Below are 16,952 nucleotides of genomic sequence, written 5' to 3'. Positions count from 1 at the left end.
TGGCTGCCTCGTGGTCGTGGCCGGCGTGGGCCGAAGCCGCGGGGGTCGTCTGGGTCTCGCTCATGCTGCGTGTCCTTTCATCTTGTGAGACTGGTCCACGATCGGCCCGCCCTGCTCGGCGACGAGTTGCACGAGCCGTGGGAAGACTCGCTCGGATCCGATTCCGTCGTGTTCGTATTCGTTCGTCACCCACACCCGTGTGTTGCCGACGTGCTCGGCCGTGGCGAGCTGCAGCCCCGCATCGACGTACATGTCGTCGTGGTAGACGGCAGCAGCGAGCGGCACCTCATTGGCGGCGAGTCGGTCGAGATCGTAGAGCGCACTCCAGTCGGTGCGTTCGGCGAGCAGGTCGACGACCGCTTCGAACGGCTCGAGGGCGCGGATCTCCCGGAACATCCAGGGGAACATCATCTCGCCGGTCATGAGCAGGGGGCGAGCCGACTCGGCGAACTGCGGGCGTCGTTCGCGTTCGGCCTGCGCGGCCCACGCGGTCGCGCCGGTGTCGCCCGAGGCGTAGATCGACTCCTGCATGACGGCGAAGAGCGGGTTGTCGCTGTAGGAGCTGCGCGCCTCCACCTGCGCGAGGAAGGTCTCGGTGAGCTCATCGGATGCCCCGGCGAAGGCTTCGTCGATGAGGAAGTGCATGCGTTCGAACCCCGGCTTCATGCCGTAGTCGATGCCGAGGCTCTGGAAGCGCCGCACCGTGAGCGCGTCCCCGCCGGGCAGCACCACGTCGCCGGCCGCGAGCCGGTCGGCGATGCGCGACATCGTCGCGACGTGGTGCGGGTAGCGGCGGGCGAACTCGCGGTTCTTGCCCTCGGTGCGCGGGTAGGTGCGGCGGTACACCTCTGCGGCATCGGGCCACACGCTCGCGAGCCCGCCGGTGACGTAGCTCGCCGCGAGCCCCTCGGGCGCGTTCGAGAGGTAGGAGAGGGTGATGAAGCCGCCGTAGCTCTGCCCGAGGGTCGACCATCGCTTGCCGCCGAACACGGTCTTCCGCAGGTGCTCGGCGTCGGCGACGATCGAGTCCGCGCGGAAGCGGGCGAGATAGTCGGCTTGCGCGGCGGCGTCGCCGACGGCCGCGATGACCCGGCCGTCGATGCGCGAACTCCGGCCGGTGCCGCGCTGGTCGAGCAGCACGACGCGATGCGTCTTCAGTGCTTCGCCCACCCAGCCGTCGGGCGCGGGCGGGCGCGGGCCCTTGCCGCCTGGTCCGCCCTGCAGGTAGACGAGTACCGGCAGCTCGTCGCGACGCTTCACGGGGTCGACGATCTCGCGGGCGAACACGGTGATGCGCCGGGTGCTCGACTCGTCGAACCAGTCGAGCGGCACCTCGACGAGGTGGTCGCGCACGTGCATACCGGGGATCGTGTACTCGGCCTGGATCACTCTGCTGCTCCTTCTGCTGCGAGCATGCGCACCCGCTCGCGTTCCCATTCGGGGTTGATCTGCGGCACCGCGGCGAGGAGCGCCTTCGTGTACTCGTGCTCGGGGTGCTCGAAGATCGCCGCCCGGTCGCCATGCTCGACGATACGGCCCCGGCTCATCACCGCGACGGTGTCGGCGATCTGTCGCACGACCGCGAGGTCGTGCGCGATGAACACGTAGCTGAGCCCGAGCTCGGACTGCAGCTCGTTCAGCAGGTTGATGACACGCGCCTGCACCGAGACGTCGAGCGCCGAGACCGCCTCATCGCAGATCACGAGCTTCGGACTCACGGCGATCGCCCGGGCGATGCCGATGCGCTGCGCCTGGCCGCCCGAGAACTGGCCCGGATACCGTTGCGCGTGGTCGGGGTTCAGCCCGACCCGCTCGAGCAGCTCTCGCACGAGGGTGCGCTTGCCCTGCTTCGGCGTGATGCCCTGGTAGTCGAGGGGTGCCGCGATGATCTTCTCGATCGTGTGCCTGGGGTTCAACGACGAGAACGGATCCTGGAAGACGACCTGCACGTTCGACCGGAACGCGGCGAGCGCGCGCCCGCTCGCCTTCGTGACATCCTCGCCCTCGAACTCGAGGGTGCCCTCGGTCGGGTCGATGAGCTTCGCGACGATGCGCGCCGTGGTGGACTTGCCCGAACCCGATTCACCCACGATGCCGAGCGTCTTGCCGCGCGGCACCTCGAAGTTCACGTCGTCGACCGCGGTGAACCGGGTCGTGCCGGCGAACACGGCGCCCTCTCCGCGCGTGACGAAGACCTTGCTGACGTTCCTTGCGGCGAGGATGGCCTCGGTCATGCGCCCGCTCCCTTCAACTCGAACGGGTCGTCGATGCGAGGCAGCGCCTCGAGCAGCGCCCGGGTGTAGGGCGCCTGCGGCCGCGAGAAGATCTGCTCGGTCGTGCCGCGCTCGACCTGCTCGCCGTCTTTCATGACGAGCACGTCTTGTGCGACCTGGCTGACGACGGCGAGGTCATGGGTGATGAAGACCATGCCCGTGCCCGTCTCGCGCTGCAGTTCGGCGAGCAGTTCGAGGATCTGCGCCTGCACGGTGACGTCGAGCGCGGTCGTCGGTTCGTCGGCGATCAGCAGATCGGGCTCGAGGCAGAGCGCCATCGCGATCATGATGCGCTGGCGCATGCCGCCAGAGAACTGGTGCGGGTAGTGATCGACCCGCCGCGAGGCATCCGCGATTCGTACTCGTTCGAGCGCTTCGATCGTGACGTTGCGGGCGTGCTTGCGGCTGCCGCCGTTGTGCGCTCGGTACGCCTCCTCGATCTGGAGGCCGACCGTGTAGTAGGGGTTCAGCGACGAGAGCGGGTCCTGGAAGACCATCGAGACCTTGTCGCCGCGAACCCGGCGCATCTCGCGGTCGCTGCGACCGAGCAGTTCATGGCCGTTCAGCCGGATGCTGCCGCGTGCGACGCCGCCCCGAGGCAGCAACCCCATGATGGCGAGCGAGGTCATCGACTTGCCCGAGCCCGACTCGCCGACGATGCCGAGCGTGTCGCCGGCCTCGACGTGGAACGACGCGTCCTTCACGACGTCGACGGGGCCCGAGGAGGTTTGGAACGTCACCGTGAGGTGCTCGACCTCGAGCAGCGTCGAGCCGGGCACGGGGATGGAGATCGTGCGTGGTGATGTGAGACTCATGCGGACTTCACCCTCACTCTCGGGTCGAGGTACGTGTAGGCGACGTCGACGAGCATGTTCGCGATGACGACGAGCGCGGCGGCGAGCAGCGTGACGCCCATGATGACGGGCTGGTCGTTCTTCGCGATCGAGTCGGCCGTCAGCTTGCCGACACCGTTCAGGCCGAACACCGTCTCGGTGATGAGCGCACCGCCGAGGAGGCCCGCGAAGTCCATGCCGAAGAGGGTCACGACCGGAGTGAGCGACGGACGCAGCGCGTGACGGCGCAGCACGAGCGGGGCGTCGAGCCCCTTCGCCTTCGCCGTGCGCATGAAGTTCTGGCCGAGGGTGTCGATGACGTTCGTGCGCACGATGCGCGAGTACATCGCCGCATACCCGAAGGCGAGCACGAGCCAGGGCATCAGGTAGGACTGGAACCACAGCAGCGGATCCTCGGCGAACGGAATCGACTGCGGGAACGGCAGCCACCGCAGTTGCACGACGAGCACGTACTGCAGCAGTAGGGCGACGAAGTAGTTCGGCAGGCTGATGCCGGCGAGCGCGGCCATCATGACGCCCTTGTCCCAGCCGGTGCCCTGCTTGACGGCGCTGAGCAGCCCGCCGCCGATGCCCGCGAGCATCCAGAGCACGGCCGCGCCGACGGCGAGGGTGATGCTCACCGGCATCCGGGTGGTGATCATGTCGGTGACCGACTCGTTCGTCTGGAAGCTGAAGCCGAGGCACGGAGCCGCGCACTCGATCGCCGCGGCGCCCTCACCGTAGGTGCGACCCGTGAAGATGCCCGAGATGAACTGCCAGTACTGCTGCCAGAACGGCAGGTCGAGACCGAGCTGGGAGCGGATCTGGTCGATGCGTTCCGGCGTGCACGTCTTGCCGCAGATCTGCACCGCGGGGTCGGGCGAGAGCAGGAAGAAGATCGCGTAGGTGAACAGGCTGATGAGGAAGAGGATGGCGAGGGCCGCGAGGATGCGGCGAGCGAAGTAGAAGAGCATTACGCGGCATCCCCCGTGTCGAGCGCCGTGCGCAGATGGTCGCCGAGCACGGTGAACGAGAACACGGTGAGGAAGAGGAAGGTGCCCGGAATGAGGAAGAACATCGGGTCGACGGCGTACCAGCCGACCGCGGTCGAGATCATCTGGCCCCACGACGGCGTGGGCGGCATGACGCCGACGCCGAGGAAGGAGAGTCCCGCCTCGGTGCCGATGTACCCCGGAACAGCCAGGGTCGCGAGCACGATGATGGTGCCCCGCAGGTTCGGCAGCACCTCGCGGAATGCGATGCGCACCGGGCGCGCACCCGAGGCGCGCGCTGCCTCGACGAACTCGCTGTTACGCAGCGACATCGTCTGACCCCGGATGACCCGCGCGGTGTAGGGCCAGCCGAAGATGCTGAGTACGACGACGAGGAGCGCCGGGCGGTTGCCGGCCGGCAGTGCGGAGAGCAGCGCGATCATGAAGATGAGGGTCGGGAACGCCATGAGGAAGTCCATGACGCGGGAGATGATCTGGTCGGCGACGCCGCCGAAGAATCCGGCGATCATGCCGAGCACGACGCCGAGGGTCATCGTCACGAGCGTGGCCGAGACGGCGATGGTGAGCGAGACCTGGGCGCCGTAGGCGACGCGCACGAGGATGTCGCGGCCGTTGCCGGGCTCGACTCCGAGCCAGTGCTCGGCGCTGATGCCGCCGAGCGGCCCGATGGGGATGCCGCCGAGATCCGAGTCGATCGCGGTCTTGTCGAATTCGTACGGCCCCCAGCCGGTGATCGCCGCGATGAGCGGCGCGCACACCGCGAGGAGCGCGATGAACAGGATGATGCAGACGCTCACGACGACTGCAGGGGACTTCATGAGCGTCGCGATGACGCGTCGGGCCGGGGTGGGGGCGCCGCCCGTTGGCAGCGCCCCCTTCGCTTCCGACTCGACGGCCAGCTCGCTGGGGACCGTCGACATCGTTTACTGCTCCGGGCTCGCGAGTCCGACCGACACGTAGTCGATGCCACCCGAGAATCCCGCGTGCGCGTAGGCGCCTGCGACGTTCGAGCCGACGACCATGACGGCCTTCTCGAAGAGGAGCGGCACGGCGGGCGCGATCTCCATGATCTGCTCGTCGAGCGCGCCCCATGCGGCGTTCGCCTCGTCGACGTCGGTCATCGCGCGGATCTCGGTGATGCGGGTGTTCACGGCCGGATCGTTCAACTGGCCGACGTTCGAGTTGCCCTTCTCGTAGATCTGCGAGCCCTCGAAGAGCGGCGGCAGGAAGGTCGCACCCGACGCCCAGTCAGGGCACCAGCCCGTGATGGCGGCATCGTGCTGTTGCGACGTGGTGCCGATGACCTCGTAGAAGGTCGACGAGTCGATGAGGTTGAACTCCACCGTGATGCCGGCCTTGGCGAGCGACTGCTGGATCGCTTCGGCCTGGGCCTGCATCTTCGGGTTGTTCCGGATGTCGAGCACGAACGTGAACCCGTCGGGGTATCCGGCCTCGGCGAGCAGGTCCTTCGCGGCATCCGGGTCGCCGGCGAAGTCGTCGGAGGGGTACAGGTCGAACTCGGTGAATCCGGCGACGGTCGGCGGCATCATCGTCGTGGCGATGTCGGCGAGCTGGCTTCCGCCCGTGCCGTCCTTGACGGCCTGCTTGTCGACGGCGAGGTTGATCGCCTGGCGCACGAGCGGGTTGTCCATGCCGGGCTTCGTCGTGTTCAGCGGCATGTACGTCGTGCAGCCCTGCAGGCCCTGGATCGTGCGTTCCTGGATCTCGGGCGTCTGGATGCGCGAGATCGACGCGGCCTGCACGGATCCGGCGATCGCGTTTCGGTCGTCGCCCTGGCCGGCGATCATGCGCTCGTCGATCGTGGCGCCGTCGAGTCCGAAGCTCCACTCGAACGAGTCGGGGTACGCGCCGCGCACGTCGTCGCTGTCCTGGTTCCAGTTCTCATTGCGCTCGAGCACGAGGGTGCTGCCGCGCTGGTATTCCGTGACCCGGTACGGGCCCGAGGCGATCGGCTGCTGGTCGAGGCTCGTCGTCGTCACGTCGGCGTCGACCGGGAACGGCGTGAACGGCGACTGGCCGACGACGGCGTCGAAGTCGGCGTACGGCTGGTTCAGGTGGAAGACGATGGTCTGCTCATCGGGCGTCTCGATCGTGTCGAGGGGCCCCGAGATGTAGTAGCCCTGGTAGTCCTCGGGCATGTCGAGCACGATCTTCGCGTATGGCGAGCCGATCGCGATCGACGGGTCGAGCGAGCGCTCGACGCCGAACTTCACATCAGCGCTCGTGATGGGTGTGCCGTCTTCGAAGGCGATGTCGTCCTTCAGCGTGTAGGTCCACACCGTCGCGTCCTCGTTCGGCGTGCCGAGGTCGGTCGCGAGGTCGGGCACGATCTCGGTGCCCTCGGCGCCCTCGCCCGTGCTCTGCGTGGTGAGGGTGCGGTAGATGAGCCGGTAGAAGTTGTTGACGCCCCCGTCGAAGCCCTGTGCGGGGTCGAGGTGGGAGAAGTCGGTGTTCTGCAGCACCCGAAGGGTGCCGCCCGCGGTGGGGGTGCCGCCGACCCCGTCACCTCCGGAGTCGGGGGTGTCGGTTGCGGCGCTGCAACCGACGAGCGCGAGCGAACCCGCGAGTGTCAGCGCGAGGAGCGCGGTGCGTTGCTTCATGCTGTCTTCCTTCGTGTGAGAGTGGTGGAACGGTGCAGTGGTTCAGGCCGTGCGAAGCCACACGCGCATGGCCGCCGCTCCGCGGTTCCCCCAGAGGTGGTAGGGAACGAGCGTTGCGGTTGTGGTGACGGATGCCGCGGCATCCGTCACCCTCTCGATGCCGAGCTCGGGGTAGAGCCCGCCCTTGTGGGGCGGGGCGACCCGCGTCGGCACCGTGATGATCCGGGTCTCGTCGCGACTGCCGGCCGTGACGACGCGGGGCACGGCAGTTGCGGCCGCCGCGTCGGCCGGAGCGAGCAGCAGTTCGTCGAGCTCGAACTCGTTGTCGATCTGCTCGGCGCAGTAGACGATCGGGCCCCGGGCGAGGGCGATCGAGCCGCGCAGGGCGTCGACTCGTGGGTCGGCGCCGTGGGCGCGCACGGGCATCGGGAGGTCGAGTTCGATGCGATCGCCCGCGCCGAGCGTCTGCTCGATCCGCAGCCAGCCCGCTGGGGCGTCGGCCGCGATCGTCTCGCCGTTGATCGTGAGGCTCGCACCGTGGCACCACGCGGGCACTCGCAGCGCGAGACGCGGCGCGTCGGCCGGCGCATCGGCGACGTCGATCGTGACCCGTTCGGTCCAGGGGTATTCGGTGGTCACCGCGAGGCGGAGGCCGCCGTGCTCGATGTCGGCACCGGTGAACTGGGCGAGGTAGAGCGTGTCGGCGTCGGCCGCGGCGACGTGGTCCTGCAGCTCCGACGTCCAGCGGATGATGTTCGGCGGGCAGCACGGGCAGCCGAACCACGCGCGGCGCAGCAACTCGCCGTCGGGCTCTGCACCTGAACGCTGTTCGTGGTCGGGACGGCGCTGCAGCGGGTTGTCGTAGAAGAACGCGCACCCGTCGTCGGAGAGGCCGGCCGCATACGCGTTGTAGAGCACGGTCTCGAAAACGTCGAGGTACGGCGTCTCACTCGAGGCGAGGTACATCCGCCACGCCCACTGCATCGTGGCGATCGCCGCGCACGTCTCGCTGTAGGAGCGCTCGGAGGGAAGTTCGAACCGGTCGCCGATCGCCTCATCGGAGTGCCGGCTGCCGAGGCCGCCCGTGAGGTAGAGCTTCGTGTCGACCATGTCGTTCCAGAGTCGCTCGAGCGCGGCGTCGAGCGTCGTGTCGTCGCGCTCGAGGGCGACGTCGGCTGCGCCGGCGGCGAGGTAGGTCATGCGCACGGCGTGGCCGGTCACGGAGTCGAGTTCGCGAAGCGGCGCGTTGTCTTGGAAGTACTCGGCGGGGAAGACGCTGAGTGCGACCGTGCCACGTCCGCGACGATCGATGAACAGTCTCGCGAGTTCGAGGTAGCGGGCCTCGCCGGTCTCGCGGCCGAGTTCGACGAGCGCCATCTCGACCTCGGGGTGCCCACAGACGGCATCCTCGCCGTCGGGGCCGAACCGCTCGTAGGCGAGGTCGGCGAAGCGGCGGGCCACCGTGAGCAGGCGGTCGTCGCCGAGCTGCCGGGATGCCGCGACCGCTGCTTGCGCGAGGTGACCGAGGTTGTAGAGCTCGTGGCCCCATGAGAGGTCCTGCCACGGGTTCTTCTCGACGTCGGGTGCCTGGAAGTACGAGTTCAGGTAGCCGTCGGCGCGTTGGGCTCGCTCGATGAGATCGACGGCTTCTTCGTAGAACGCAGTGGTCACGGCGTGCGCAGTGCCTGCGACATCGCCGTCGCGATCGTCACCGCTGCGGCCGAGCTCGTAGGCCAGGCCCTCGAGCGTCTTGAACACGTCGGTGTCGAGGAACGGGTATCGGCCGCGGAACGGGTGGGTTGCAGCCTCGCCGTCGGGTTCGGCGATGCGGCGGAGGTTGTCGAGGTTGCCCGCCAGACGCAATTGCTCGAGCGAGTGGGGAATCGTCGCTTCACGATTGCGTCGCTGCCAGTCGGCGAGCTGCCCGGAGGTGAGGCGCACCCGGCCGGAGCCGAGCGGCACTCGCGATGCGACCGTCGGTGAGACCGCAGGATCCCGTGTCGCCGAGCGTTCGTGCACTCCTCGTGGCTCGACAACCGTGTCTTCCATGTGCGAACAGACCCCTCTGTGCTGTGTCATGCATCACGGTACGTGATGTTGTAGTGGGTGACATATTACGGGGACGTGTTCCGCTCCCGTCAAGCCCGGAGGTCATGAACCGGCGAGACTTCACATGATCGAAACGAACGGCCGGACGCACGCCGACACGCCCGGCGGCGAGCCCTGGCGTCGTCGATTTCGCCGCACGCGCGCGCTGGCTTAGTCTCGGGACATGAGCACCGAAGTCGTTGCCGATGTCGTCGTCCGCCCCATCAGAGACTCCGATGCGGAGGCCCTCGGCCGCGTACACGCCACCTGCTGGCACGAGACCTACGACCACCTGATCAGCGCCGCCGCCTTCGAGCACCTCTCCCCTCGCCGCATGGCCGAGCTGTGGAACCACTACGCCGAGCGCGGCGAGGAGTACTCGCAGTTCGCAGCCCTCGTCGACGGCGAGATCGTCGGATTCGTCGGCTCGGGTCCCGCCCGAGACGAGAACCCGCCGCGCGAGCGCGAGCTCTTCTTCATCTACCTGCTCGACGCCTACCACGGCACCGGCATCGGCCAGAAGCTCTTCGACGCCGCCGTCGGCGACGACGCCGTCTACCTCTGGGTCGCCTCAGACAATCCTCGTGCTCACCGCTTCTACGCACGCAACGGCTTCGTGGCCGATGGCGCGGAACAGGTGCAGCCGTTCCTCGGCGAAGAGATCCACGAGGTTCGCCTCGTCCGCTGAAAACGGACGATAGCAGCCCCCGTCGATCGACCTACCCCGTCTTGACCGAAACGTTCTCAGTCAGGTCCGTGTAGACATCATCGGGCAGCGGCGCGCCATCGGGGTGCACGTGGTACTCGTGGCGGCCATTCGACCCCACCCAGCTGCCGCCGCTGCAGGCCATCGACCTGCCGTCGTCTTCAGGACCGTCGATGAGAAGGCAGATCCCCCCATCGGGGCCGCTGCCCTTCGCGAGGTAGAGGCGGTCGCCCTCATACTCCGTGGCGAAGCGAAGGGTGTCGACGTCGTAGAGCTCGTCATCGACAAACTCGGATGGAGGCGCATCGGCCGATTCCGCCTCCCGGTCGAAAATCGCATAGTGCTCACCGAACGTGCAACCGCTGAGCAGCACCAGCAGCGCGATCGATGCCGACGGACGGTCATGTCGCTGGTTCGAGGCGAAGAAGGTGCATGCCGTCGGGTACGCATGAGTCGAGAAGTTCCGCGCTCTCAGCGTCCCGAGTCGTCGTCGTCGTCCATTCGGGTGGCGAGCATGACGTTGATCAACATGCCTTTGGCCAAGAATTCCGGGATCTCGAGTCGCCGTGCTAGGACCTAAAGTAATCAATCGATTGCGTGCCCTCGTCGACTGCGCTGACTGCCACCGGAGGACCCCATTCGCGCATATGAATACACCAGCTTCGGCGGACCCGAGGTCCTCCAGCTCGGAGAACGCCGAAGTCCGGTCGCCGGTCCCGGCGACGTCGTCGTGAGAACCCAGGCGATCGGCCTGAACCCCATCGACATCCTTCAACGGACAGGCGCGTTCCGGCTCTTCAGTCCCACCCGGTTTCCACTGGTCCCGGGGAACGAACTCTCCGGCATCGTCACCGCCGTCGGGGAAGGAGTCACCTCCGTCGCCGTCGGTGACGCGGTCTTCGCACGCACCGACAAGGCCTCCCTCGGCGCCCTCGCCGAAGAGGTCGCGATCGCGGCGGACCTGGTCGCGCCCTCGCCGCGAACGCTGTCGTACGCGCAAGCGGCAGCCGTTCCCTTGGCCGGGACGACCGCACTCCAGGCGATTCGAGACGTGCTCATGGTGAAACGAGGCGAGCGCCTGCTGATCACCGGTGGCTCCAGCATGGTCGGCATGTTCGCGATCCAACTCGCGAATCGACTCGGCGCACACATCGTGGCGACCGCTTCCGCAAGCAGCGAAGAGGAACTTCTTCGCCTCGGTGCCGACGAGGTGATCGACTATCGGTCCCGGCCAGTGGATGCGAGCTGGGGAACGTTCGATACGGCATTCGATCTTGTACCGAAAACAGATCTTGCCGGCATCTTCGAGCTGATGTCACCTCGCGGGCGTGTCGTCTCCGTCGCGGCGACACCGACACCCGGATCCATCAGTCAGGACTATGCGCTCGCGCCGGGGAGGGAGATGTTCCTCGACGGCGCACTCCGCCTCGCCACCTCGCGCATCCGGCGTCGTGCGGCAGCCAAGGGCCTCTTCTATCAGCGTCTCTCCATGCGCCCGAGCCGAGAGGACTGATCGCGCTGGCGAGCCTCATCGACGCTGGTTTCCTCGAAGTGAAGATCGACAGCATCTACCCGTTCGACAAGGCGGCAGCTGCCTTCGCACGCGTTGAAAGCCGTCGGGCCAAAGGCAAGGTCGTAGTGACAGTCGGCTGACCGGAGACCAGTGATCGGCGACTGTTAGCGCAGGGCGCCCACCGAGGCGAGCGCCTGCTTGACGAGCGAGCCGCGTCCGCCCTCCATCTCAGCGGCGATGCCGTCGCTCACTGCCTCCTCGGGAGTCATCCACGTCACCTCGAGCGCATCCTGGCGCGGTTCGCACGTGCCCGTGACGGGCACGACGAAGGCGAGCGACACCGCGTGCTGGCGTTCATCGGTGAAGTGCGAGATGCCGGGCAACGGGAAGTACTCGGCGACGCTGAACGGCACCGAGCTCGCGGGCAGCAACGGGAAGGCCATCGGCCCCAGGTCCTTTTCGAGATGGCGGAACAGCGCGTCTCGAATCGTCTCGCCGTACATGACCCGCCCTGAGACGAGGGTGCGGGTCATCTCCCCCACCGCGTTCGCCCGCAACAGTACGCCGACCTCGGTGACCTGCCCGAGCCCGTCGACCCGCACCGGCACCGCCTCGACGTAGAGCAGCGGCAACCTGCCCCGCACCTCGGCGAGCTCGAGGTCGGTGAGCCATCCCGGATTCGCCGGCGGCCTGACGTCGGGATCGTCGTCGGGATTCCAGTCCGGGTCGGGAGTGCGTACGCTCATGCCTTGATTCTGCCTCACACCACTAGCGTTGACCCATGGTTCCCGTGCAGATCGACGATGAGGCGGTGCTCTGGTCTGCATCCGCGGCCGATCGCGAGGGTCGTCCGCTCCTCGTGCTGCTGCACGGGTACAACTCCAACGAGGGCGACCTGTTCGGTCTCACACCGTACCTGCCGCTCGCGCCGGCCATCGCCTCGCTCCGTGCGCCGACGTTCACGGGCTACGGTCACGCGTGGTTCCCGCTCACCGACGAGGGTGTCGAGCTCTCGATCGAGGGGGCGGATGCCGCGACGACGGCCGTCATCGATTGGCTCGACCGGGTGGCCCCCGACGTCTCGTCGGTCGGCGTGCTCGGCTTCTCCCAGGGCGGCGCGATGGCGCTCGAGCTGCTCCGGCGCGCACCCGAGCGTTTCACGTTCGCGGTGAGCCTCGCGGGTTTCGCGCTGCCGGGCGACCGCGACGGCGATGAGCGGATGTCGGAGCTCACCCCGCCCGTCTTCTGGGGTCGCGGCACACTCGATGAGGTGATCCCCGCGGCATCCGTGGCTCGAACGCAAGCCTGGCTGCCGACGCACGCGGATCTCGATGAGCGCATCTACGAAGGGCTCGGCCACTCGGTTTCCGAGCGCGAACTCGCCGACGCTTCAGCCTTCCTCGCCGCCCGCTACCCGACACCGCTGGTCGAGTAGCGAAGCGTATCGAGACCTAGACGCCCGAGCCGCCGCTGCGGCGCTCGGCGCGCTCCTTGTCGCGATCGGCGACGCGGATCTTCTCGGCGCGCACGGCGGCCTGCGTTGCACGTTCGGTGACGAGCCAGGCGGGCGGGGCCTCGAGCAACGCCTTGATCTGGGCGGTCGTGAGCGGTTCGGTGACCTCGCCACGGGCCAGGCCAGAGTTGGAGACGCCGAGCTTCGCCGCGACCACGGTGCGCGGGTGCGGTCCCTCGCGGCGCAGCACCTGCAGCCACTCGGGCGGGTCGGCCTGCAGCGCAGCCACTTCGTCGCGCGTGACGACCCCGGTGCGGAACTCCTCGGGCGCGGCCTCGAGGAGGATGCCGAGCTTCTTGGCTGCGGTCTCCGCTTTCATGGTCTGGGCGTTTCTCGACTGGGACTGGCTCACCTTCACACCGTAGCCCGTCGCGCGGCATCCGCCCACCCGAGCCGGCCGGGCGGCCATCGTCTACGCTGGATGCAGGCTGTGCGAGGCCGCTTGCGAACGGGGGCCGGGGTGGCACTGACACTGCGATACGTCGCCGGCGTGAGCCCCTCGAAATGGTTCAAGGTGTGGGGCGAACGCCGGCCCGACCTTCCGCTCGAGGCGCTCGTCGTCGAACAGCCCGAGCAACTCACCGCGCTCCTCGCGGGCGAGGCCGACGTCGCGTTCGTGCGACTCCCCGTCGAGACCGAGGGCCTGCACGCCGTCGCCCTCTGGGAGGAGCTCGCGGTCGTGGTGCTGGCGAAGGAGCATCCGCTCGCCGATGCCGATGAACTCACCCTCGCCGACTTCGAGAACGAGACGCCCGCACCCGTGCAGCCAGATGCCGCGATGACCGTCGAGCTCGTCGCCGCGGGCACCGGCCATGCGATCCTGCCGCAGTCCGTCGCCCGGCTGCATCGCCGCAAAGACGTCGTCGCGATTCCGGTGACGGATGCCCCGGCCACGCAGATCTCATTGGTCTGGCGTCGCGACCGAGACGACACCGACATCCAGGAGTTCGTCGCCGTCGTGCGTGGTCGCGGTGCGAAGAGCTCGCGCGGATCGGCCGACGACCCGCCCCCGATGAAGCCCGCGAAGGCGGCCAAGCTCGCCGCAGCCGAACGCCGAGCTGCTGCGGCCAAAGCGGCCGGCGGTGGCAAGGGCAAGTCCGGGGGCAAGGGCAAGTCCGGGGGCACGGCCGGCCGGCCGGCGCCACGCACCGGCGGGGGTGCGAAGCAGCGCAGCCGACGGAGAGGTCGATGACGCAGAGGCGGTTCCTCTTCCTCTCAGCACGCCCCGAGGTCGAGGCCGTCGGCCCAGAGTACGAGTCGGTGCGCCGCGCGATGGGCGTCGATGCCGGGAGCCTCGAACACGTGCGCCTCGACGTCGACCCCCTCGGCGATGTCGCGATCGACGACTACGTCGGAATCGTCGTGGGCGGCAGCCCGTTCAACGTGACGACCCCTGAGGCGGGCAAGCACGAGGTGCAGCGCCGTGTCGAGTCCGATCTCGCCCGTCTCGCCGAACAGGCGCTCGCGGCCGACTTCCCACTCCTGCTCACCTGCTATGGCATCGGAGTGCTGACCCGGCTGCTCGGCGGCGAGGTCGGCACGGCACACGGCGAACAGGCCCAGGCCGTCGAGATCCGCCTCACCGCCGAGGGCGTGGCCGACCCGCTCGTCGGCGCGTTGCCCGAGCGGTTCGACGCGCTCGTCGGCCATAAGGAGGCCACCGAGCGACTGCCGGCAGACGCCCGGTTGCTGGCATCGTCAGAAGGATGCCCCGTGCAGATCTACCGCGTGGGCGCGGGTGTCTACGCGACGCAATTCCACCCCGAGGTGTCGACCGACGACTTCATCGCCCGCGCACAGGTCTATCGCCACCACGGCTACTTCCCGGCGAGCGAACTGCGCGAGGTCGGCGAACAGCTGGCCGCGGCATCCGTCATCGAACCGCAACGCATGCTGAGACGCTTCGCCGAGCTCGCCCTCGAACGCGCACGCGAATGAGCCGCGTGCCGTCGACCGGCCGGTGAGGCCGGCCGACGAGCACGCGGCGTTCGTCGAGCCGAACGGTCTCAGGCTGCCGTGCTCTTGCTGCGGCCCCGAGTGATGAGGCCCCAGATCAACAGCACGATGATCGATCCGGCGATGGCGAGGAGCCACGTGCCGAGATCCCAGAACTGATCCATGCCGATGCCGAAGATGGCACTGCCGATCCAGCCGCCGAGCAGAGCGCCGACGACGCCGAGCAGCAGGGTGACGAACCACCCGCCGCCCTGATTGCCAGGCAGGATCAGCTTGGCGATCGCCCCGGCGATGAGGCCGAGGATCAGAAACGCGAGGAAACTCATGTTGTGCTCCTTCGTTTGATTCCCCTACGAAACCACCGCTCACCACATGTCGGCAAGCCCTTGTGCGCGTGTCGCGCGACACGATATGGGGCATGACCCGGGGGCTCGAGCCGAGAATGACGGCGGAAGACGGCCGTGCACAGCACCCGCGGGTACAGCGGAACGCCCCCGATCTTCGGGTGAGATCGAGGGCGCCCGCTCCGATCGCTCGCGCCGCCACCGTCACGCCGGCAGCGGCGCCTGCAGGGGATACCTGCGTCGCAGCAGCACTCGTTGGCACAGCGTCCACGCCACCGTGACGAAGAGGTACAGGGCGGCGGCGAGCGGCACGAACACGGCGATCACGGCGGTGATGAACTGCAGTGCGCCGAGCGCTCGAGCCATTCCCGGCCCGGCGAGCAGGGCAGCGGATGCCCCTACGGCGTCGGTCTTCGCCGCGGCATCCGCTCGGCTCGTGGTGGCGACCCCACCGGCGGCCGGGCGCGGCTGGAAGACGCGTCGGGTGATCTCACCGACGACGGCGATGCCGACGATCACGACGCCGAACACGAACAGTGCGCCCGGCGTCAGCGTGCCGGTCGCGATCTGGCCCGCGAGGCTCGAGCCGAGCGGCACGCCGAAGAAGGTCTGCTCGAGCAGCGCGTTCGGGTGCCCGGCGATCGTCGGAAGGATGAAGAGCGCGTAGATCACGCCGACGATGGGCGCCTGCACGAGCATCGGCAGGCACCCGGCGAAGGGCGTGGTGCCCTCCTCGCCGTAGAGCGCCATCGTCTCGCGCTGCAGTCGCTCGGGGTTCTTCTTGTGCTTCTGCTGCAGCGCGGCGAGCTTCGGGGCGAGGCGGGAACGCGTCTGTTCGGCCTTGGCCTGCGAGACGCCGACGGGGATGAGTGCTGCGCGCACGAGCAGGGTGACGAGCACGACGGCCGCCGCGGCACTCGCGATGCCGATGAGCGGTTCGAGGATGCCCGCGAGGGCCATGAGCACGGCATGTGCGCCGTCGAGAATGGCGGCGATGGGCGGGAAGGCATAGAGGTCCATGGGAGTTCCTTGCGGTCGGAGGGATGTGTGAATCCGTCTGGCCGCGAGGAATCGGGTCGCCGAGCCGTCGCCCGCTGGGCGATGGTTGCGTCGGTCGAGTGTCGCTACGCGGCCGCGATGCCGCGTGTCGGCGCCCTCGGGCGAGCGCGCCCGGGTGCGTCGGGGTCGCTCTGCGCGAGGAGTCGCCACGGGTCAGCCGTCTGCCGGAACCGTGTGGCCGCGCCGCTCGCGTCGGCCGCGACGATCGCCGGCAACGCCTGACAGGCCACGACGACCACGGCGACGGCGGCCGCTCCGACGACACCGAGGAGCACGATCGACATCTGCGCGTTCGAGGCGAGCGCGATCTCGAGTGAGGCCTGCGCGACCCGGAAGAGGGCGACGACAAGTTCGATCACGTCAGCTCCCCTCGGTCGTCGCGGCGGCCCGTGCCGGTGCGCTCGCGTGGGTCCACGCTAACACCGGCGGCCGGTGCGGTTCGGCTCACTCTTCGAGCAGCCGCTCGAAGAGCACGTGATCCTGCCACTCCCCCGCGATGCGCAAGTGCCGGCGGGAGAGCCCGAAGCGTTCGAACCCGTTGCGGGCGAGCACCGCCTGCGACGCGGCATTGTGCACGAGCGTGCCCGCCTGCACGCGGTGCAGACCGATGCCGCGCGCCGCATGCACGGCGAGACCGACCGCCGTCGTCGCGAGGCCGCGCCCGGCATAGCGGGCGTCGATCCAGTAGCCGAGGTGCGCATTCTGGAACGCGCCGCGCACGATGTCGGAGAGATTCATCCGGCCGACGATCTCGTCGCCGTCGACGATCACGAACGGCACGGCGAGACCCGCCTCGAGTCGGGTGAGCGATGCCTCGACGTCGCGCCGGTGCATCTCGGCGGTGAAGAAGTCGTCGGTTCGGGCGGGCTCCCAGGGCGCGAGGTGCTCGCGGTTGCGCGTATACGCCGCGGCGAGCGCAGGCCCGTCGCCGATCGCGAGTTCACGGAACATGAGGCCCTCGTCGAGTTCGACCGGTTGATGCACGCTGCGTTCCCTCCGCGGAATCCACGGCGACGGATGCCGCGTGGTCGGC

General features: G+C 68.5%; 20 protein-coding genes. 6 read left to right on the top strand and 14 right to left on the bottom strand.

Going from position 1 to position 16,952, the window contains the following annotated elements; all coding sequences use genetic code 11:
• Positions 1–60 precede the first annotated feature (60 nt).
• Genes AC1C2S_RS12645 through AC1C2S_RS12615 form a run of 7 tightly spaced genes read right to left on the bottom strand, consistent with a single transcriptional unit; the run spans position 61 to position 8,789 of the window.
• Positions 61–1,389, bottom strand: coding sequence for an alpha/beta fold hydrolase (locus AC1C2S_RS12645; protein ID WP_495352872.1), 1,329 nt, complete (start codon positions 1,387–1,389; stop codon positions 61–63).
• The gene (locus tag AC1C2S_RS12640; RefSeq protein WP_495352871.1) at positions 1,386–2,234 is read right to left on the bottom strand and encodes an ABC transporter ATP-binding protein; all 849 of its coding nucleotides are present in this window, start codon (positions 2,232–2,234) and stop codon (positions 1,386–1,388) included. Before AC1C2S_RS12640 ends, AC1C2S_RS12645 begins: the two co-directional genes overlap by 4 nt.
• On the bottom strand, positions 2,231–3,088 hold the full coding sequence (locus tag AC1C2S_RS12635) for an ABC transporter ATP-binding protein (protein WP_495352870.1): 858 nt from the start codon (positions 3,086–3,088) through the stop codon (positions 2,231–2,233). The genes AC1C2S_RS12640 and AC1C2S_RS12635 overlap by 4 nt, the downstream gene beginning before the upstream one ends.
• Positions 3,085–4,080 carry an ABC transporter permease gene (locus tag AC1C2S_RS12630; protein ID WP_495352869.1) on the bottom strand — a complete coding sequence of 332 codons (996 nt, stop codon included), beginning with the start codon at positions 4,078–4,080 and terminating at the stop codon, positions 3,085–3,087. Before AC1C2S_RS12630 ends, AC1C2S_RS12635 begins: the two co-directional genes overlap by 4 nt.
• The gene (locus AC1C2S_RS12625) at positions 4,080–5,039 is read right to left on the bottom strand and encodes an ABC transporter permease (protein ID WP_495352868.1); all 960 of its coding nucleotides are present in this window, start codon (positions 5,037–5,039) and stop codon (positions 4,080–4,082) included. The genes AC1C2S_RS12630 and AC1C2S_RS12625 overlap by 1 nt, the downstream gene beginning before the upstream one ends.
• 3 nt (positions 5,040–5,042) lie before the next feature.
• Positions 5,043–6,740, bottom strand: coding sequence for an ABC transporter substrate-binding protein (locus AC1C2S_RS12620; protein WP_495352867.1), 1,698 nt, complete (start codon positions 6,738–6,740; stop codon positions 5,043–5,045).
• A 42-nt stretch (positions 6,741–6,782) separates the two neighbouring features.
• A complete protein-coding gene (locus AC1C2S_RS12615; RefSeq protein ID WP_495352866.1) occupies positions 6,783–8,789 on the bottom strand; it encodes a glycoside hydrolase family 127 protein in 2,007 nt (668 codons plus the stop codon).
• 223 nt (positions 8,790–9,012) lie between these two features.
• Here AC1C2S_RS12615 and AC1C2S_RS12610 point away from each other — a divergent pair, with 223 nt between their 5' ends.
• Positions 9,013–9,516 (top strand): GNAT family N-acetyltransferase, encoded by a 504-nt coding sequence (locus AC1C2S_RS12610; protein WP_495352865.1) that lies wholly within the window; start codon positions 9,013–9,015, stop codon positions 9,514–9,516.
• A 31-nt stretch (positions 9,517–9,547) separates the two neighbouring features.
• Here AC1C2S_RS12610 and AC1C2S_RS12605 read toward each other — a convergent pair whose 3' ends face one another.
• Complete coding sequence (locus AC1C2S_RS12605) at positions 9,548–9,907, bottom strand: hypothetical protein (protein WP_495352864.1); 360 nt, start codon at positions 9,905–9,907, stop codon at positions 9,548–9,550.
• Between the two features lie 246 nt (positions 9,908–10,153).
• Between AC1C2S_RS12605 and AC1C2S_RS12600 the strand changes: the two genes are divergently transcribed.
• Complete coding sequence (locus AC1C2S_RS12600; RefSeq protein ID WP_495353248.1) at positions 10,154–11,047, top strand: NADP-dependent oxidoreductase; 894 nt, start codon at positions 10,154–10,156, stop codon at positions 11,045–11,047.
• A gap of 38 nt (positions 11,048–11,085) precedes the next feature.
• Positions 11,086–11,187, top strand: a complete 102-nt coding sequence (locus tag AC1C2S_RS12595) for a zinc-binding dehydrogenase (RefSeq protein WP_495352863.1) — start codon at positions 11,086–11,088, stop codon at positions 11,185–11,187.
• A 24-nt stretch (positions 11,188–11,211) separates the two neighbouring features.
• Here the strand turns inward: AC1C2S_RS12595 and AC1C2S_RS12590 are convergent, their stop codons facing one another.
• Entirely contained in the window at positions 11,212–11,793 is a 582-nt protein-coding gene (locus tag AC1C2S_RS12590) for an NUDIX hydrolase family protein (RefSeq protein WP_495352862.1), read from the bottom strand.
• Between the two features lie 35 nt (positions 11,794–11,828).
• Here AC1C2S_RS12590 and AC1C2S_RS12585 point away from each other — a divergent pair, with 35 nt between their 5' ends.
• Positions 11,829–12,482, top strand: a complete 654-nt coding sequence (locus tag AC1C2S_RS12585) for an alpha/beta hydrolase (RefSeq protein ID WP_495352861.1) — start codon at positions 11,829–11,831, stop codon at positions 12,480–12,482.
• 16 nt (positions 12,483–12,498) lie between these two features.
• Here AC1C2S_RS12585 and AC1C2S_RS12580 read toward each other — a convergent pair whose 3' ends face one another.
• Positions 12,499–12,879, bottom strand: a complete 381-nt coding sequence (locus tag AC1C2S_RS12580) for a DUF5997 family protein (RefSeq protein WP_495353247.1) — start codon at positions 12,877–12,879, stop codon at positions 12,499–12,501.
• 141 nt (positions 12,880–13,020) lie between these two features.
• On the opposite strand from AC1C2S_RS12580, the gene AC1C2S_RS12575 reads away from it, so the two are divergent.
• Both AC1C2S_RS12575 and AC1C2S_RS12570 read left to right on the top strand, forming a co-directional pair.
• A complete protein-coding gene (locus AC1C2S_RS12575) occupies positions 13,021–13,752 on the top strand; it encodes a LysR family substrate-binding domain-containing protein (RefSeq protein ID WP_495352860.1) in 732 nt (243 codons plus the stop codon).
• Complete coding sequence (locus AC1C2S_RS12570; protein WP_495352859.1) at positions 13,749–14,498, top strand: glutamine amidotransferase; 750 nt, start codon at positions 13,749–13,751, stop codon at positions 14,496–14,498. The genes AC1C2S_RS12575 and AC1C2S_RS12570 overlap by 4 nt, the downstream gene beginning before the upstream one ends.
• 68 nt (positions 14,499–14,566) lie before the next feature.
• Here the strand turns inward: AC1C2S_RS12570 and AC1C2S_RS12565 are convergent, their stop codons facing one another.
• The 4 genes from AC1C2S_RS12565 to AC1C2S_RS12550 all read right to left on the bottom strand — a co-directional run bounded on the left by AC1C2S_RS12565 (position 14,567) and on the right by AC1C2S_RS12550 (position 16,903).
• Positions 14,567–14,842 carry a GlsB/YeaQ/YmgE family stress response membrane protein gene (locus AC1C2S_RS12565; protein WP_056011036.1) on the bottom strand — a complete coding sequence of 92 codons (276 nt, stop codon included), beginning with the start codon at positions 14,840–14,842 and terminating at the stop codon, positions 14,567–14,569.
• 222 nt (positions 14,843–15,064) lie between these two features.
• Positions 15,065–15,880 carry a YidC/Oxa1 family membrane protein insertase gene (locus AC1C2S_RS12560; RefSeq protein WP_495352858.1) on the bottom strand — a complete coding sequence of 272 codons (816 nt, stop codon included), beginning with the start codon at positions 15,878–15,880 and terminating at the stop codon, positions 15,065–15,067.
• Positions 15,881–15,984: 104 nt separating this feature from the next.
• Positions 15,985–16,278 (bottom strand): DUF6412 domain-containing protein, encoded by a 294-nt coding sequence (locus tag AC1C2S_RS12555; RefSeq protein WP_495352857.1) that lies wholly within the window; start codon positions 16,276–16,278, stop codon positions 15,985–15,987.
• Between the two features lie 85 nt (positions 16,279–16,363).
• Positions 16,364–16,903 carry a GNAT family N-acetyltransferase gene (locus AC1C2S_RS12550; protein ID WP_495352856.1) on the bottom strand — a complete coding sequence of 180 codons (540 nt, stop codon included), beginning with the start codon at positions 16,901–16,903 and terminating at the stop codon, positions 16,364–16,366.
• Positions 16,904–16,952 lie beyond the last annotated feature (49 nt).

Source organism: Agromyces sp. Y782 (assembly GCF_059445405.1).
The sequence above is the reverse complement of the archived record's forward strand: the minus strand, read 5'-3'. Positions and strand labels throughout refer to the sequence as shown.

What these genes read in the sequence shown, in the direction of transcription:
- AC1C2S_RS12615 (WP_495352866.1), bottom strand. Translation starts at nt 8,789, where the DNA reads ATGGAAGACACGGTTGTCGAGCCACGAGGAGTGCACGAACGCTCGGCG.
- AC1C2S_RS12625 (WP_495352868.1), bottom strand. Translation starts at nt 5,039, where the DNA reads ATGTCGACGGTCCCCAGCGAGCTGGCCGTCGAGTCGGAAGCGAAGGGG.
- AC1C2S_RS12635 (WP_495352870.1), bottom strand. Translation starts at nt 3,088, where the DNA reads ATGAGTCTCACATCACCACGCACGATCTCCATCCCCGTGCCCGGCTCG.
- AC1C2S_RS12610 (WP_495352865.1), top strand. Translation starts at nt 9,013, where the DNA reads ATGAGCACCGAAGTCGTTGCCGATGTCGTCGTCCGCCCCATCAGAGAC.
- AC1C2S_RS12620 (WP_495352867.1), bottom strand. Translation starts at nt 6,740, where the DNA reads ATGAAGCAACGCACCGCGCTCCTCGCGCTGACACTCGCGGGTTCGCTC.
- AC1C2S_RS12590 (WP_495352862.1), bottom strand. Translation starts at nt 11,793, where the DNA reads ATGAGCGTACGCACTCCCGACCCGGACTGGAATCCCGACGACGATCCC.
- AC1C2S_RS12565 (WP_056011036.1), bottom strand. Translation starts at nt 14,842, where the DNA reads ATGAGTTTCCTCGCGTTTCTGATCCTCGGCCTCATCGCCGGGGCGATC.
- AC1C2S_RS12585 (WP_495352861.1), top strand. Translation starts at nt 11,829, where the DNA reads ATGGTTCCCGTGCAGATCGACGATGAGGCGGTGCTCTGGTCTGCATCC.
- AC1C2S_RS12630 (WP_495352869.1), bottom strand. Translation starts at nt 4,080, where the DNA reads ATGCTCTTCTACTTCGCTCGCCGCATCCTCGCGGCCCTCGCCATCCTC.
- AC1C2S_RS12640 (WP_495352871.1), bottom strand. Translation starts at nt 2,234, where the DNA reads ATGACCGAGGCCATCCTCGCCGCAAGGAACGTCAGCAAGGTCTTCGTC.
- AC1C2S_RS12570 (WP_495352859.1), top strand. Translation starts at nt 13,749, where the DNA reads ATGACGCAGAGGCGGTTCCTCTTCCTCTCAGCACGCCCCGAGGTCGAG.
- AC1C2S_RS12580 (WP_495353247.1), bottom strand. Translation starts at nt 12,879, where the DNA reads ATGAAAGCGGAGACCGCAGCCAAGAAGCTCGGCATCCTCCTCGAGGCC.
- AC1C2S_RS12560 (WP_495352858.1), bottom strand. Translation starts at nt 15,880, where the DNA reads ATGGACCTCTATGCCTTCCCGCCCATCGCCGCCATTCTCGACGGCGCA.